The organism is Saccharopolyspora gloriosae (assembly GCF_014203325.1).
Classification (GTDB): Bacteria; Actinomycetota; Actinomycetes; order Mycobacteriales; family Pseudonocardiaceae; genus Saccharopolyspora_C; species Saccharopolyspora_C gloriosae.
On the sequence record NZ_JACHIV010000001.1, the window covers coordinates 5,463,201 to 5,477,373 of the forward strand.

A 14,173-nucleotide genomic window follows, 5' to 3' on the forward strand; every position below is an offset into this window, starting at 1 on the left:
GACGATCAGAAGTCCTCGGCGAGCACTCTCTCGATGTTGCGCTCGGCCAACGCCGTGATCGTGACGAACGGGTTCACCCCGGTCGAGCCGGGGATCAGCGATCCGTCGGTGACGTACAGGTTCGAATACCCCCGCACCCGCCCGAAGTCGTCGGTCACGCGACCCAGGACGTTGCCGCCCAGCGGGTGGTAGGTGAACCGGTTCTCGAAGGCGCGCGTGTCGCCGAACAGGTCGTGCCGGTAGGAGGTGCCGTTGGCCCGGTTGATCAGGTCGAACACGGCCTTCGCCTGGTCGATCCCCGGCTGCCCCTGCGACTCCTGCCACCGCAGCCGCGCCGAGTCGGTGGCCGCGTCGTACTCGATGCGCCCGCGCTCCCGGGTGCGGGTGATCGCCAGGTACAGGCTCGCCCAGGTCTCGATGCCCGCGGGCACCGGCGCGATCTCGGCGAACACCGGGTTCACCGGGTCGGCGCGGTTGTCGATGCCCAGCGCGGGCATCCCGGACTGCACCAGCCCGGTGGTGTCCCACGGGTGGTTCGCCCGGCCCAGCATCACGTTGCCGTTGGGCCCCCACTGCTCGCCGAGCTCCCCGGAGAGCTCCGGCAGCGCCCCGGTCTCGCGAGCGCGCAGCAGCAGTTCGGTGGAGCCGAGGCTGCCCGCGCCGAGGAACAGGTGCTTGCAGGCGACCTCGCCGACGCCGCGCACTTCGCCCAGCTCGTCGATGCGCTCGGTGGTCAGCACGTAGGTCCCGTCCGCTTCCTGCCGGAACGAGCGGACCCGGGTGAGGGTCTGCAGCGTGACGTTGCCGGTGCCGATGGCGGCGGGGATGTAGCTCTTGTCGAGGCTGCGCTTGCCGTAGTTGTTGCCGTAGATCACTTCCGAGCCCAGCGCGGACTTCGGGACCTCACCGGCCTCTTCGCGCTGGAGGTAGTCGAAGTCGTAGACGTTGGGCACGAAGGTCGTGCCGAACCCGGCGCGGTCGGCGTGCGCGCGCGACAGCCGCGCGTAGCCGTAGGAGTCGCACTGCTCGAACCAGTCCCGGTCCACCGAGTTCACGCCGAGCATCCGGTTCGCCAGCGGGAAGTAGCGCCGGTACATCTGTTCGGCGTCGACGCGCGGCAGGATCTCCTCGAAGTAGTCCCGCTCGGGCGTGACGGCCATGCCGCCGTTGACCAGCGAACCGCCGCCGACGCCGCGGCCGACGTAGACGTCCATCTCGTCGAAGTGCATTCGGTCCAGCACGCCCGCGTACGGCTTGATGTCGCGGTTCACCAGGTCCAGCCACAGGATGCTCGCCAGCGGCGCCTCGGTGCGGGTGCGGAACCACATGCTGCGGTGATCCGGCTGGATCATGTCGGGGAAGATCTTGCCGTCGGCGCCCGCGGTGTCCCACAACCGGCCCATTTCGAGCATCAGCGTCGGCACGCCCGCCGAACCGAGCCGCAGCGCGGTGGTGGCGGCGCCGTACCCGGAGCCGATGACGACGGCGGGCACGTAGGGCCGTTCGGCGGCGGACGCGCCGCGGGTGGACACGGTGGTGAGGCCGAGGGCGGCAGCCGCCTGCAGCGCGGTGAGGCCGAGCATGCGTCGGCGCGAGAGACTCATGACGCGGGATGATGCATCGTGCACACAGCGTTGTGAACCCTGTTTACGTAAACGCTGCAAAATAAAGTGAACGTCGTTCACCCACCGTGTTCGCGATGCCACCCGCAACGACGGCCGCTCCCCCTGCCGCGAACACCGAAGCAGACCCCTGACCAAGGAAAACCGCACAACCCGCCGCGCCGCCCCCGCCCGAGCGCCGCCCGGCCGCCGCAACGCACCGCGCACGACCCCGCCTAGACTTCGGACGTGGCGGAATCCGGAGAGCACAAGGTCTTCCTGCTGCGGCACGGCGAGACGGAGTGGTCCAGCAGCGGCAAGCACACCGGGCGCACCGACATCCCGCTCACCCCGCGCGGTGAACGGCTCGCGGCCGCGGCCGGGCGCACCCTCGCCGACCTGCGCAGCACCGCACCGCTGATCGCCCTCGCCAGCCCGCGCGACCGCGCGCGGCGCACCGCCGAACTCGCCGGGTTCACCCCGGAGGTCGAACCGCTGCTCGCCGAGTGGGACTACGGCGACTACGAAGGCCGCACCACACCGCAGATCCGCGAACACGTGCCCGAGTGGACGGTGTGGACCCACCCCAGCCCCGGTGGCGAATCCGCGGCCGACGTCACGGCCCGCGCGGACGCGCTGCTGGCCCGCGTCACCGCCGAACTCGGCCGCGGGGACGTGCTTTTGGCCGGGCACGGGCACTTCGGCCGGGCGCTCATCGCGCGCTGGCTCGGACTGCCCGTCACCGAAGGCGTGCGCTTCGCCCTCGACCCCGCCGGGATCACCGTGCTCGGCCACGAACGCGGCGTCCCGCAGCTCGAACGCTCCAACCTGCCCGCCGCCGCGGGCTGATCACGAAGGAAGACCATGCCGCAGCAAGCCATCCGCCGGGTCGCCGAAGCCGATGTCCCCGCCGTCGTGCGGCTCGTGCACGCGCTCGCCGAGTACGAGAAGGCCCCCGACGAATGCCACCTCACCGAACCGGACCTGCACCGGGCGCTGTTCGGCGAGTCCCCCGCGCTGTTCGGGCACGTGGCCGAGGACGACGGCGAGATCGCCGGTTTCGCGTTGTGGTTCCTGAACTTCTCCACGTGGGAGGGCCGCCACGGCATCTACCTTGAGGACCTGTTCGTGCTGCCCGAGCGGCGCGGCTCCGGGCTCGGCAAGGCGCTGCTGCGGACGCTCGCGCAGGAGTGCGTGGCGCGCGGCTACGCGCGGCTGGAGTGGTCGGTGCTGGACTGGAACACGCCCGCGATCCGGTTCTACGAGTCCGTCGGTGCCGGCGGCATGGACGAGTGGACGGTGCACCGCCTCACCGGCGACGCGCTGCGCACCTTCGGGTCCGCCTGAGCCGTTCGCTGCCGCCCTGGAACCGCTCCCGCGGAAAGATCCTCGCGGTGCGGCGGCTCCAGGGCGCTCAAGCCGAACCAGCGCCCGGCTGCCGGGCTCCGGAAGCCGGCGTCACCGCCCGCCGGAACCGTCCCCGCCGGGACCGCCACCGAGCCCGGGACGCCCGTACAGCGACCACGGCCTGCCGTGCCGGTTGAACATCAGCCACAGCACGGCCACCGGCGGCACCGCGATCGCGAACCCGATCAGCGGCTGCTCCGACGGCCCGATCGCGTACCAGGCGATCCCGACCAGGATCAGCTGCAGCAGCAGCGCCGGCGTACGCGCCCAATGCCTGCCCTGCCACATGCCGATGCCCGCGGCGAGCACCGCCAGCGAGATGATCGCGAAGTACCCGGCCTCGGCGAACGTGTCGGTGCGGTCCAGCGTGTTCACCGCACCGAGGTCGGTGGCGGTGGTGCGCACCAGCAGCGCCACGACGAAGGCGAGACCCGCCACCGCCTCGGCGATCGTGAGGGCGGCGGCGATGCGCACGGTGCGCGGAGGAGCGGAGGGCGGCACGGCGGCATCGCCTTTCAGACTCGGACTGACTGCGGTGCAGGTCACATTTCGCGGCGGGCGCCGGACACCGGGCCCTACCACCGATCGTGACTCTGCGTGTGCACTTTTCAGGGTAATACCGCCCGAACGCCGCATGGCTCGGGCCGGGCACGAGCGCGAAGATCCTCACATGGCAGGTGCGGCGATCGTGGGCAACGGGGTGTCCCACCGATCCGTTCCGCACCCTGCCGGAGCCGGCGACTCGCGCGGGTGCGCTCCGGGGTTGCGCGCCCTCGCGAAGCCGGTGCCGCAGGTCGACGACCGAGCCAGGCGAGGCGCACCACGACGCGGGACGGCAGCGCGACGCGCCGCCCGCACGGTGTCTCAGCCCGCCGCCGGTCCCGTCGACGGGGATCACGGCGTCCCGCTCCGTCCCGTGCCTCCGGCCGGGAGGAGAACCCAGATCCGATCCAGGTGAGACCACCGCCGCACCGCCCTGCCGGGGCCGCGGCGCGGTGAGGCCGCAGGAACCGGCGGGACCACCTCGCCTAGGCTGCAGGTCGTGCGCGCCGTGCTTGTCGTCAACCCGCAGGCGACCTCGACCACCGCCGCCAGGCGGGACGTGTTGGCCCACGCCTTGGCCGACGTGGTGAAACTGGAGGTCGTGCAGACCCGGTACCGGGGACATGCCGCCGACGCCGCCCGAGCCGCGGTCGCCGACGACATCGACCTGGTCATCGCGCACGGCGGCGACGGCACAGTGAACGAAGTGGTCAACGGCATGCTCAGCGAGCCGCGGCCCGAGCACCGGATGCCCAGGCTCGGCGTGGTGCCCGGCGGATCGGCGAACGTGTTCGCCCGCGCCCTCGGCCTGCCCAAGGATCCGATCGAGGCCACCCACCGGTTGCTGCAGGCCATCGCCGCGGACAGCAGCAGACTCGTCGGGCTCGGCAAGGCCAACGACCGCTGGTTCACCTTCAACGCCGGCGTCGGCTGGGACGCCGACGTGGTCGCCGAGGTCGAGCAGCTGCGCGGCCGGGGCCGCGACGTCACCCCCGCGCTCTACGCCCGCACCGCCCTGAGCTGCTACTTCCGCATGTCGCGCCAGGCCCCGCAGATCACCGTGCGGATCGGCGACGAGCCGCCCACCACCGGTCTGCACACGGCGTTCGTGGCCAACACCGACCCGTGGACGTACCTGGGTTCGCGGCCGATGCGGATGAACCCGGACACCACGTTCGACACCGGGCTGGGCGTGTTCTCGCTCAGTGACATGAATGCTTACGTTGTGTTGCGATACATAGCGCAGATGCTCCGCGGTAGAGCTAAACCACACGGAAGAAACGCGCTGCGACGTGCAGATGTCGGTTACATCCACGTAGCCTGTCAGGAGCCGTTGCGTCTGCAGGTGGACGGCGACAACCTTGGCGAGCGCTCGGTGATCGAGTTCGTGTCGGTACCGGACGCGCTGCGGGTCGCTGTATAACCTTCTCGTAACGGACCAGGATCGCTGATCGACGACCCCGTCCGTGACCAGCGATCATTCGAAACCGCTGGTCAAGAGCCGTCGATCTTTCAGGTGAGTTGGCTCACGGCACGAGATCGAACTCTTGACATCACGGCAGTTCGTGAAAGCATTCACAAGCACACGGACTCCGTGAAAGCATTCACAAACACCCCGAACGAACTACCGGCGCGCCATGTGCGTGCCTAGCGAGGAGCAAGGAATCATGGACTGGCGCCACGATGCGGTTTGCCGTGACGAGGACCCGGAGCTGTTCTTCCCCGTTGGGAACAGCGGTCCTGCGCTGCTGCAGATCGCCGAGGCGAAAGCCGTGTGCCGGCGTTGTCCCGTTGCCTCCGAGTGCCTGGCGTGGGCACTGGAGAGCGGCCAGGACGCCGGCGTCTGGGGCGGCATGAGCGAGGACGAGCGGCGTGCCCTCAAGCGTCGCAGCTCGCGCACTCGGGTGGCTCGTACCAACGCCTGAGCAGCGGACCTGCTGACAGCGTAGTGGGTCGGCCCACAAGCACTCCGGCCGACCCCGCGCTACCCCCCGGACGACCCGACACGGCGGTCGTCGAACAACAGCACATCCCCGACAAGAACCGGGGTCGATCAGCGTCGATGCCGGCCAGCGGCCACCCCCAAGGCGCACTGACCGAGCGGACCGACCCCAGGCAGGCCACCCCGTAAAGGCTTGCCGACCCGATCGACGCGCTTGCGGCGCCAGGGCTTCAGCGGCGGTACTTCAACGGAACGCGCAACACTGCTTCCGTACCGCGCTGCCGGCCCCGACCGCGCAAGCTCAACGAACCCCGCAGCTCAGACTCGACGAGGGTTCGCACGATCTGCAGGCCGAGACGTTCGGCGCGCTCGAGGGAGAAACCCTTCGGCAGGCCTTGACCGTCATCAGAGATGACCACGTCCAGCCAGCGCGCCGAACGCTCCGCCTGCACGACGACCTCTCCCCCGGTTCCTTCCGGGAAGGCGTGCTCGAACGCGTTCTGCACCAGCTCGGTCAGCACCATCACCAGCGGCGTCGCCAACTCGGCGGACACCACCCCGAAGCGGCCCTCCCGGCTCACCTTCACGCCGGTCTCGGCCACCGCGACATCGCTCATCATCGGGATCACCCGATCCACGACGTCGTCGAGGTCGACGCGTTCATCCACCGACATCGACAGCGTCTCGTGCACCAGCGCGATCGACGTGACCCGCCGCACCGACTCGTCCAGCGCGAGCCGCGCCTCCGAGTTCCCGGTGCGCCGCGACTGCAACCGCAGCAGCGCCGCCACCGTCTGCAGGTTGTTCTTCACCCGGTGGTGGATCTCGCGGATCGTGGCGTCCTTCGACATCAACGCCCGGTCCCGGCGCTTGACCTCGGTGACGTCCCGGACCAGCACCAACGCGCCCGCGACCTGGCCGCGCGGCTGCAGCGGCAACGCCCGGAACAGCACCGTCGCGCCGCGCGCCTCCGCCTCCATCCGCATGCTCGGCTCACCGGAGACGGCGCGGCGCACCCGCTGCGCCACCTCGTCCGCGTCGAACGGGTCGGACAGCAACGACCGGGTCAGCGGCGCGAGCTGCACTCCGACCAGGTCCGCGGCGTGGCCCATCCGGTGGTACGCCGACAACGCGTTGGGACTCGCGAACACCACGGTCCCCGAAGCGTCCACCCGGACCAGACCGTCGCCGACCCGCGGACTCGTGTGCACGTCGGGAGCGGGCTCCGGGGTGGGGAACGTGCCGTCGGCGACCATCTGGCACAGGTCGGCGGCACTGCCCAGGTAGGAGATCTCCAGCGGGCTCGGCACCCGCGGCACCGCCAGGTTCGTGTCGCGGCTCAGCACCGCGACGATCTCCTGCTCCAGCTTCACCGGGATCGTCTCACGGCGCACCGGCACCCCCAGGTGCCAGCGCGGATCCTCTTCCCGGCAGATCCGCCCTTCCAGCGCCGCGCGCCGCAGCTGCGGATGTTCTTCGGGGGTGACCTCGGTGGAGACCACGTCCTCCGGATGCGCGGTGGGCGCCGTGGTCGGCCGCGCCTGCGCCACGCACAGGAAGCGCTCCTCGGTGGCCCCTTCCGGGCCGACCGGAACCCACAGCAGGAAGTCGGCGAACGACAGGTCCGACAACAACTGCCATTCCGCCACGACCAGTTGGAGGTGGTCGGCAGCGGCCCCGGACAAACCGGTGTGCTCGGCCAGCAGGTCACTCAGCGTCGACAATGCGCTCCTTCGGTCAGGAATCGACGACCGCGATGAGGTCGCCCTCCTGCACGACGTCGCCGGCGCGCACCGCCACCGAACTCACCGTGCCCGCGGCCTCGGTCAGTACGGGGATCTCCATCTTCATCGACTCGAGCAGGACCAGCGCGTCACCGTCGTGGACGGCGTCGCCCTCGGCGACCGAGACGGTCAGGACGTTGGCCACCATCTCGGCGCGGATCTCCTCAGCCACGGTCTCCCCTTTGCGACAGACCCGTTGCGGGGCCCCTCGCGTCAAGGAAACCACGTCCCGGGCCACCCAACGGCACCAGGTGGTGCACATGCGAGACTAAACAGCCAGAACTCTGCAAGAGACCACAATCCCCGCCCGCGGCCGCGCGCCGCAGCGGTGGGACGACGCGAGGGAGGGGTCCACATGGGAAAGCGTTCCCGCAAGAAGAAGGACCGGCGCAAGAACAAGGCCAACCACGGCAAGCGCCCCAACGGCAGCTGACGTGACGGCCGCGCTCCGCGCGCCGCACACGGGCAAGAGCCCCGGACCAATCGGTCCGGGGCTCTTCGTCATTGCGCCCGAGCTACTCGGCGGGTGAGGTCCGCTTCTTGGCCCGCACCTCGACCGACGTGCCCTCCGGGCCGCGTTCGACGGTCACGTCCGCCTGCCGCAGCACCGTGTCGCGGATCGACGTGCGCAACCGCTCCTTCAGATCCGAAGGTGCGTGCTCCCCGCCGCACTTGCGGTGCAGCAGTTCCTTGAGATGCTCCTCGATGCCGTAGTGCTCCAGGCAGCTACCGCATTCGTCGAGGTGCTCCTGCAGCGCTTCGCGGCGGATCTGGTTGCACTCGTTGTCCAGGAACAGCCACACCTCGGCGAGCACGTCCTCGCAGGACGCCTCGTCATGCCCGTCACATGTCACGAGGTGCTCACCTCCTGCTTTTTCTCCCTGAGGAAACCACGGTCACGCGCCACATCGGTGAGCATGTCGCGCAGCTGCCGACGGCCGCGGTGCAGGCGCGACATCACCGTACCGATGGGCGTGCCCATGATCTCGGCGATCTCCTTGTACGCGAAGCCTTCCACATCGGCCAAGTAGACGACCATGCGGAACTCTTCGGCGAGCTGTTGCAGCGCGTTCTTCACGTCCGAGTCCGGCAGCCGGTCCAAGGCCTCCACCTCGGCCGACCGCAACCCGGTCGACGTGTGGTTCTCGGCCTGCGCGAGCTGCCAGTCGGCGATCTCATCGGTCGGCTGCTGCTGCGGCTGGCGCTGCCGCTTGCGGTAACCGTTGATGTAGGTGTTGGTGAGGATGCGGTACAGCCACGCCTTCAGGTTCGTGCCCTGCTTGAAGGACTTGAACGCCGAGTAGGCCTTCAAGTACGTCTCCTGCACGAGGTCCTCGGCGTCGGGCGCGTTGCGGGTCATCCGCAGCGCGGCACCGTAGAGCTGGTCCAGCAGCGGCATCGCGTCCCGCTCGAAACGGGCCATGCGCTGCTGATCGGTCTCCTCGACCTGGTCCTGCTCGACGGCCGCCGCTGCGGTGTCCGCCGTGCCGGCTTGGTCCGGGGTGTTGGCCACCGGGTTCCTTTCCCGCCGCCAGGAAGAGGTGGCTGCTGGCGACGAACCCATGCCGTCCTGCGCATGGACCCACTTCGAGGATACCCGTCCGATGCCCCGCTCACCTGCATCGGAGCGCTCGGGCAGGTTCTGCTGCCGTTCGAGTACGCAAGTGTTCGTCAACTCCGTCACGGTCCGTGCAACGTGGGGGGTGCGGCCGATATTCCTGCTTCTAAAGTCAGGGGCATGGCAGGCAAGGGCACACCGGCGACCGCGCTGCTGACCCGGCAGCGCGTCACCCACCAGGTGCACGCGTACGAGCACGATCCGCGAGCGGAGTCCTACGGGCTGGAGGCCGCCGACGCGCTGGGGCAACCGCCGGAACGGGTGTTCAAGACGCTCGTCGCCGACGTCGACGGCGCCTTGGCGGTCGGCGTGGTTCCCGTCACCGGGCAGCTCGACCTCAAATCGCTCGCCGCCGCGTGCGGGGGCAAGAAGGCCAAGATGGCCGACATGGGCGCCGCCGAGCGCGCCACCGGATACGTCGCGGGCGGCATCTCACCGCTCGGGCAGAAGAAGCGGCTGCCCGTGGTGCTGGACGCCTCGGCGGAGGCCTTCGACACGATCTTCTGCAGCGCCGGGCGACGCGGACTGGAGATCGAACTCGCCCCCGCCGACCTGGTCCGCCTGCTCGACGCGCACGTCGCCGACATCGCCTCCTGAAGTGACGGGGAGGTTCCCTTCCTCGCACCGATGACAGGAAGGTTCCCCTGCTCGCAGGGGCGGGTCAGTCCAGCAGGCGCAGGACTCGGGTGAGCCACTCCTGCGCCGCGCGGGACACGGCGTCCACATCGGCCTTCAGCGAGTGGTCCCCTGCGACGAGCACCACCTCGCGCCGGTGCGCGGGCTCGGGCTTGCCGAAGGCGTCCCGCTCGCCCTGGACCACCAGCACGGGCGGTTCGACGGCGTCGAGCTCGCCGAGCCGCGACTTCTCCGGCTTGCCCGGCGGGTGCAGCGGGAACGCGAGGCAGAGCACCGCGGCGGCGGCACCGGCCTCCGCAGTGCGGCAGGCGACCCTGGCCCCGGAGGACCGGCCGCCGAACAGCAGCGGCAGGTCCGCGAACCAGCGTTCGCCGAGGTCTTCGGCGACGGCCAGCCACGCCGCGTCGAGCTGGCGCGCCGGCGCCGTGGCCTTGCGCCCCGCGACCCGGTAGGGCTGCTCCACCAGGGCGACGTGCACGCCCGCGTCGGTGGCCGCGCGGGTCACCGCAACCAGGTCGGGCGCGGCGACACCACCACCGGCGCCGTGGCCGAGCAGCAGCGCGGCACGGCCCTCCTCGGCGCAGTGCAGTTCGGCCCGTGCGGGCCCGTGCGGAGTGTCGAGCTCAACGCGCGTCATGAGTCGAACAGCGCCCCTTGTTCGGCGGGTTCGGGCAGCGGATCGGCCGGTTCCAGCAGGTCAGGACGGTTGTTGCGCATGTTGTTCACATCGCTGGACACGGTGTTGAGCGTGAGCTCACCGAGCATCCCCGGGTCCGGTTCGAGCAGTTCGCGCACGTCGGTGCGCGCGGGATCGAGCCAGTCCGCCCACGCGTCGCGCGGCAGCACCAGCGGCATCCGGTGGTGCACGCCCACGAGTTCACCGACCGCGTCGGTGGTGACAACGGCGCAGGTCACCAGAGGTGCCGACGTGCTGTCGGGAGCCCACCAGGCGGAGAACACGGCCGCCATGGCGAGGCTGGCGCCGTCGCGGTGCGCGCACAGGTAGGGCTGCCTGCGGCGGTCACCGGGCTTCCACTCGTACCAGCCGGTGGCGGGCATCAGGCAGCGCCGCCGCGCGGCGGAATCGGCGTAGGCGGGCTTCTGCGTGATCGTCTCGGCCCGCGCGTTGATCATCGGCGGTCCGCTGGTGGCGTCCTTGGCCCAGGTGGGCACGAGCCCCCAGCGCACCGGCCGCACGCTGCGTTCGACGCCGGTCCCGGTGGCGCGTTCGACGACGATCGGCACCGTCTTGGTCGGCGTGACGTTGTAGTCGGGCGCGAGCAGCCGCTCGGAGCGGTCGACCGCGTCGAACTCGGCGGCCAGCGCCGCCGGGTCGCGCCGCACCGCGTAACGACCGCACATCAGCCCTCACCCCGCGTCCTGAGCATGATCCAACGCTACCGGCCCGGCCTGGTCGTCCTGCCGCGCGATGAGCTCGGCCCCGTTGTTGCGCACGTTGTTCACCGTCGAGGAGACCGGCCGCAGCTCCAGGGCGTCAACGACCTCCCGCGACGGCCCGAGCAGTCCGGTGATCTCCGCGCGGTCCGGGTCGAGCCAGTCGTCCCACCTCGCGGCGGGCAGCACCAGCGGCATCCGGTCGTGCACCTCGGTGAGCGCCCCGATGGCCGCGGTGGTCAGCACCGAGCAGGTCACCAGCGGCGGCGCGCCCTCGGGTGCGGCCGGGTCGTGCCAGGTCTCCCAGATCCCGGCCATGGCCAGGCTGGCACCGTCGGGGAAGGTCATGAAGTAGGGCTGCTTGCGCTCGCCGTCGCGCTTCCACTCGTACCAGCCGTCGGCGGGCAGCAGGCAGCGGCGGTACTTCGCGGCGGTGCGGAACGCGGGCTTCGACGTGACCGTCTCCGCCTTCGCGTTGATCATGCGGCTGCCGGCCTTCGGGTCCTTCGCCCACTTCGGCACCAGTCCCCACCGCATCAGCCGGATACCGCGTTCGCTGCGCAGCGGGTCCGGTTCGCCGTCGGCTCCCCTGGGGTGGCGCCGCACCACGGCGGGCACCTGCTTGGTGGGCGCCACGTTGTAGTCGGCACCGCGGGATTCGCCGCCGGTGGCGTCGGCGGCGGCGAACTCCGCCGCCAGCGCCGCCGGATCCTTCGTGGAGGCGTACCTGCCGCACATGCCCTGGTCACCTCCGCTGTCGCCGCCACCGCGGAACGGTCCCGCGCCGGAGTACCCATCGTTGCAGCACCCACCGACGACGTCGAACTCCTCGGGCGGCGGCCCCGTCCAGTTGAGCAGGGGCGAATGCGGGATCATTGGGGCATGACGCAGCTCTGGCCAGCCCCGGTCGCCGCAGGTCCGGTCCGCGCGACGGTCCCGGTCCCCGGCTCGAAGTCGATCACGAACCGGGCGCTGGTGCTCGCCGCGCTCGCCGACGGCCGTTCCACGCTGCGCGCGCCGCTGCGCAGCAGGGACACCGAGCTGATGGCCGCCGCGCTGCGCTCGCTGGGCACCGAGGTGCGCGACGGAACGGACGGCGAGTGGCTCGTGGAGCCCGCCGCGCTGCGCGGCCCGGCCACCGTGGACTGCGGCCTCGCGGGCACCGTGATGCGGTTCGTGCCGCCGGTTGCGGCGCTCGCCGACGGGCCCGTGTCCTTCGACGGCGATCCGCACGCGCGCACGCGACCGCTGGACACCGTGCTGGACGCGCTGCGCTCGCTGGGCACCGAGATCACCGGTGATTCGCTGCCGTTCGAGCTGCGCGGCACCGGCACGCTCAAGGGCGGCCGGGTCACCATCGACGCCTCCGCGTCGTCCCAGTTCGTCTCGGGCCTGCTGCTGTCGGCGGCGCGCTCCGAGCAGGGCGTGACCGTGGTGCACGAGGGCCCGCCGGTCCCGTCGCTGCCGCACATCGACATGACGGTCGCGATGCTGCGCGCCGCCGGGGTCGACGTCGACGACGCGCAGCCGAACACCTGGCACGTCTCCCCCGGCCCGATCCGCGCGCTGGACACCGAGATCGAACCGGACCTGTCCAACGCCACGCCGTTCCTCGCGGCGGCGGCGGCCACCGCCGGTGCGGTGACGGTGCCCGGCTGGCCGGCGGCGACGACGCAGGCGGGCGACGGAATTCGCGACATCCTGACCACCATGGGCGCGGAGGTCGCGCTCTCCCCCGCCGGGCTCACCGTCACCGGGCCGTCGCGGCTGGAACCGGTGGACATCGACCTGCACGACGTCGGCGAGCTCACCCCGACGGTGGCCGCGCTCGCCGCGCTGGCCACCGGGCCGTCGCGGCTGCACGGCATCGCGCACCTGCGCGGGCACGAAACGGACCGGCTGGCGGCGCTGGAGCGGGAGATCACCGGCCTCGGCGGGGACGTCGAGCAGACCGCGGACGGCCTGCTCATCCGCCCCCGGCCGCTGCACGGCGGAACCTGGCACACCTACGCCGACCACCGGATGGCGACGGCGGGCGCCATCCTCGGGCTGCGGGTCCACGGGGTCGAAGTGGAGGACGTCGCGACGACCGGCAAGACGATCCCCGACTTCCCGGGGATGTGGGCGTCGATGCTGGAGCCGGTGGCCTGATGGGCCGCCGCGGCTGGCGAGACCTGGACGAATCCGATGTGCGGGTGCGCCCCGGGCGGGGCAGCCGACCGCGCAGCAAGCTCCGGCCGGAGCACGCCGACGCCGCAGCCGCGATGGTCGTCGCCGTCGACCGCGGCCGGTGGACCTGCGCGCTCGACGGTGACCCGGAACGCCTGGTCACCGCGATGCGCGCCCGCGAACTGGGACGCACCCCGGTGGTCGTGGGCGACGCCGTGGAGCTGGTCGGGGACACCTCGGGCCGCCCGGACACGCTGGCTCGGATCGTGCGCGTCGTCGACCGCACCAGCGTGCTGCGCCGCACCGCAGACGACACCGACCCGTACGAGCGGATCGTGGTCGCCAACGCGGAACGGCTCGTCATCGTCGCCGCGCTGGCCGACCCGCCGCCGCGGACCGGGCTCATCGATCGGTGCCTCGTCGCCGCCTACGCGGGCGGGCTCACGCCCGTGCTCTGCTTGACGAAGTCCGACCTGGCCGCCCCGGACGAGGTGCTCGACACCTACTCGGCGCTGGGGCTGCCGATCGTCGTCACCAACATGCACGCCCTGCACGAGAACCTGCTCGACCAGCTCAGCGGCCGGGTCTGCGCGCTGGTCGGGCACTCCGGAGTGGGCAAGTCGACGCTGGTGAACACGCTGGTGCCGCACGCGGACCGCGCCACCGGGGTGGTCAGCGGCGTCGGCAAGGGACGGCACACCTCGACCTCCGCGGTGGCGCTGCCGCTGCCCGGTGGTGGCTGGGTGGTGGACACACCGGGCATCCGCTCGTTCGGGCTCGCCCACGTCACCGCCGACGACCTGATCAGCGCGTTCACCGGGTTCGCCGAGGCCGCCGAGGAGTGCCCGCCGAACTGCGGGCACCTGGGCGGGGGCGACGACCCGGAGTGCAACCTCGACACCTACGTGACCGAAGGCGGCAGCGTCGAGCAGCTGCACTCGCTGCGCAGGCTGCTGCGCTCCCGCGCGGGCCGCGACGACGCCTGACCCACTCGGCCGGGTGGGAAAACCTCCCGTCCCCCGCGGCGCACGCGTTCCGGGAAGGCGTTGCCGCAGAACGGGAATCCCGAGGAATTTCG

General features: G+C 71.2%; 17 protein-coding genes. 8 read left to right on the top strand and 9 right to left on the bottom strand.

Features of this window, described 5'->3' with window-relative positions:
- Positions 1-5: 5 nt before the first annotated feature.
- Positions 6-1,604, bottom strand: coding sequence for a GMC oxidoreductase (locus BJ969_RS23795; RefSeq protein WP_184482244.1), 1,599 nt, complete (start codon positions 1,602-1,604; stop codon positions 6-8).
- Between the two features lie 246 nt (positions 1,605-1,850).
- Here BJ969_RS23795 and BJ969_RS23800 point away from each other — a divergent pair, with 246 nt between their 5' ends.
- Together BJ969_RS23800 and BJ969_RS23805 are read left to right on the top strand one after the other, a co-directional pair.
- Positions 1,851-2,450, top strand: a complete 600-nt coding sequence (locus BJ969_RS23800; RefSeq protein ID WP_184482246.1) for an acid phosphatase — start codon at positions 1,851-1,853, stop codon at positions 2,448-2,450.
- Positions 2,451-2,465: 15 nt separating this feature from the next.
- Positions 2,466-2,948 (top strand): GNAT family N-acetyltransferase, encoded by a 483-nt coding sequence (locus BJ969_RS23805; protein WP_184482248.1) that lies wholly within the window; start codon positions 2,466-2,468, stop codon positions 2,946-2,948.
- Positions 2,949-3,059: 111 nt separating this feature from the next.
- Here the strand turns inward: BJ969_RS23805 and BJ969_RS23810 are convergent, their stop codons facing one another.
- Positions 3,060-3,509, bottom strand: a complete 450-nt coding sequence (locus BJ969_RS23810) for a hypothetical protein (protein ID WP_184482250.1) — start codon at positions 3,507-3,509, stop codon at positions 3,060-3,062.
- A 541-nt stretch (positions 3,510-4,050) separates the two neighbouring features.
- Here BJ969_RS23810 and BJ969_RS23815 point away from each other — a divergent pair.
- Positions 4,051-4,974 carry a diacylglycerol kinase family protein gene (locus BJ969_RS23815; protein WP_184482252.1) on the top strand — a complete coding sequence of 308 codons (924 nt, stop codon included), beginning with the start codon at positions 4,051-4,053 and terminating at the stop codon, positions 4,972-4,974.
- A 244-nt stretch (positions 4,975-5,218) separates the two neighbouring features.
- Positions 5,219-5,476, top strand: coding sequence for a WhiB family transcriptional regulator (locus BJ969_RS23820; protein WP_184482254.1), 258 nt, complete (start codon positions 5,219-5,221; stop codon positions 5,474-5,476).
- 247 nt (positions 5,477-5,723) lie between these two features.
- On the opposite strand, the gene BJ969_RS23825 is transcribed toward BJ969_RS23820, so the two are convergent.
- Both BJ969_RS23825 and BJ969_RS30345 read right to left on the bottom strand, forming a co-directional pair.
- Positions 5,724-7,217 carry a PAS domain-containing sensor histidine kinase gene (locus BJ969_RS23825; RefSeq protein WP_184482256.1) on the bottom strand — a complete coding sequence of 498 codons (1,494 nt, stop codon included), beginning with the start codon at positions 7,215-7,217 and terminating at the stop codon, positions 5,724-5,726.
- Positions 7,218-7,230: 13 nt separating this feature from the next.
- The gene (locus BJ969_RS30345) at positions 7,231-7,449 is read right to left on the bottom strand and encodes a biotin/lipoyl-binding carrier protein (RefSeq protein WP_343071572.1); all 219 of its coding nucleotides are present in this window, start codon (positions 7,447-7,449) and stop codon (positions 7,231-7,233) included.
- Between the two features lie 183 nt (positions 7,450-7,632).
- Between BJ969_RS30345 and BJ969_RS31060 the strand changes: the two genes are divergently transcribed.
- A complete protein-coding gene (locus BJ969_RS31060) occupies positions 7,633-7,710 on the top strand; it encodes a 50S ribosomal protein bL37 (RefSeq protein WP_373690061.1) in 78 nt (25 codons plus the stop codon).
- 82 nt (positions 7,711-7,792) lie between these two features.
- On the opposite strand, the gene rsrA is transcribed toward BJ969_RS31060, so the two are convergent.
- Positions 7,793-8,131, bottom strand: a complete 339-nt coding sequence (gene rsrA, locus BJ969_RS23835) for a mycothiol system anti-sigma-R factor (RefSeq protein WP_184482260.1) — start codon at positions 8,129-8,131, stop codon at positions 7,793-7,795.
- Positions 8,128-8,790: a sigma-70 family RNA polymerase sigma factor gene (locus BJ969_RS23840; protein WP_184482262.1), complete on the bottom strand. Its 663-nt coding sequence runs from the start codon at positions 8,788-8,790 to the stop codon at positions 8,128-8,130. The genes rsrA and BJ969_RS23840 overlap by 4 nt, the downstream gene beginning before the upstream one ends.
- Positions 8,791-9,015: 225 nt before the next feature.
- Between BJ969_RS23840 and ybaK the strand changes: the two genes are divergently transcribed.
- Positions 9,016-9,492 (top strand): Cys-tRNA(Pro) deacylase, encoded by a 477-nt coding sequence (ybaK, locus tag BJ969_RS23845; RefSeq protein ID WP_184482264.1) that lies wholly within the window; start codon positions 9,016-9,018, stop codon positions 9,490-9,492.
- Between the two features lie 64 nt (positions 9,493-9,556).
- Here the strand turns inward: ybaK and BJ969_RS23850 are convergent, their stop codons facing one another.
- From BJ969_RS23850 to BJ969_RS23860, 3 genes are read right to left on the bottom strand one after another with little or no spacing between them, the layout of a single operon-like run.
- Positions 9,557-10,168: an alpha/beta hydrolase family protein gene (locus BJ969_RS23850; protein WP_184482267.1), complete on the bottom strand. Its 612-nt coding sequence runs from the start codon at positions 10,166-10,168 to the stop codon at positions 9,557-9,559.
- Positions 10,165-10,893, bottom strand: a complete 729-nt coding sequence (locus BJ969_RS23855; protein ID WP_184482269.1) for an SOS response-associated peptidase — start codon at positions 10,891-10,893, stop codon at positions 10,165-10,167. Before BJ969_RS23855 ends, BJ969_RS23850 begins: the two co-directional genes overlap by 4 nt.
- A 6-nt stretch (positions 10,894-10,899) precedes the next feature.
- Positions 10,900-11,664 carry an SOS response-associated peptidase gene (locus BJ969_RS23860; RefSeq protein WP_184485718.1) on the bottom strand — a complete coding sequence of 255 codons (765 nt, stop codon included), beginning with the start codon at positions 11,662-11,664 and terminating at the stop codon, positions 10,900-10,902.
- Positions 11,665-11,808: 144 nt separating this feature from the next.
- Between BJ969_RS23860 and aroA the strand changes: the two genes are divergently transcribed.
- Entirely contained in the window at positions 11,809-13,077 is a 1,269-nt protein-coding gene (gene aroA / locus BJ969_RS23865) for a 3-phosphoshikimate 1-carboxyvinyltransferase (RefSeq protein WP_184482271.1), read from the top strand.
- Entirely contained in the window at positions 13,077-14,081 is a 1,005-nt protein-coding gene (gene rsgA / locus BJ969_RS23870; protein ID WP_184485720.1) for a ribosome small subunit-dependent GTPase A, read from the top strand. The genes aroA and rsgA overlap by 1 nt, the downstream gene beginning before the upstream one ends.
- Positions 14,082-14,173: the final 92 nt, after the last annotated feature.

Bases quoted from the DNA above. Each gene is read 5' to 3' on its own strand.
- BJ969_RS23795 (WP_184482244.1), bottom strand. From the start codon at position 1,604: ATGAGTCTCTCGCGCCGACGCATGCTCGGCCTCACCGCGCTGCAGGCG.
- BJ969_RS23860 (WP_184485718.1), bottom strand. From the start codon at position 11,664: ATGTGCGGCAGGTACGCCTCCACGAAGGATCCGGCGGCGCTGGCGGCG.
- ybaK (WP_184482264.1), top strand. From the start codon at position 9,016: ATGGCAGGCAAGGGCACACCGGCGACCGCGCTGCTGACCCGGCAGCGC.
- BJ969_RS23805 (WP_184482248.1), top strand. From the start codon at position 2,466: ATGCCGCAGCAAGCCATCCGCCGGGTCGCCGAAGCCGATGTCCCCGCC.
- BJ969_RS23820 (WP_184482254.1), top strand. From the start codon at position 5,219: ATGGACTGGCGCCACGATGCGGTTTGCCGTGACGAGGACCCGGAGCTG.
- aroA (WP_184482271.1), top strand. From the start codon at position 11,809: ATGACGCAGCTCTGGCCAGCCCCGGTCGCCGCAGGTCCGGTCCGCGCG.
- BJ969_RS31060 (WP_373690061.1), top strand. From the start codon at position 7,633: ATGGGAAAGCGTTCCCGCAAGAAGAAGGACCGGCGCAAGAACAAGGCC.
- rsgA (WP_184485720.1), top strand. From the start codon at position 13,077: ATGGGCCGCCGCGGCTGGCGAGACCTGGACGAATCCGATGTGCGGGTG.
- BJ969_RS23850 (WP_184482267.1), bottom strand. From the start codon at position 10,168: ATGACGCGCGTTGAGCTCGACACTCCGCACGGGCCCGCACGGGCCGAA.
- BJ969_RS23855 (WP_184482269.1), bottom strand. From the start codon at position 10,893: ATGTGCGGTCGTTACGCGGTGCGGCGCGACCCGGCGGCGCTGGCCGCC.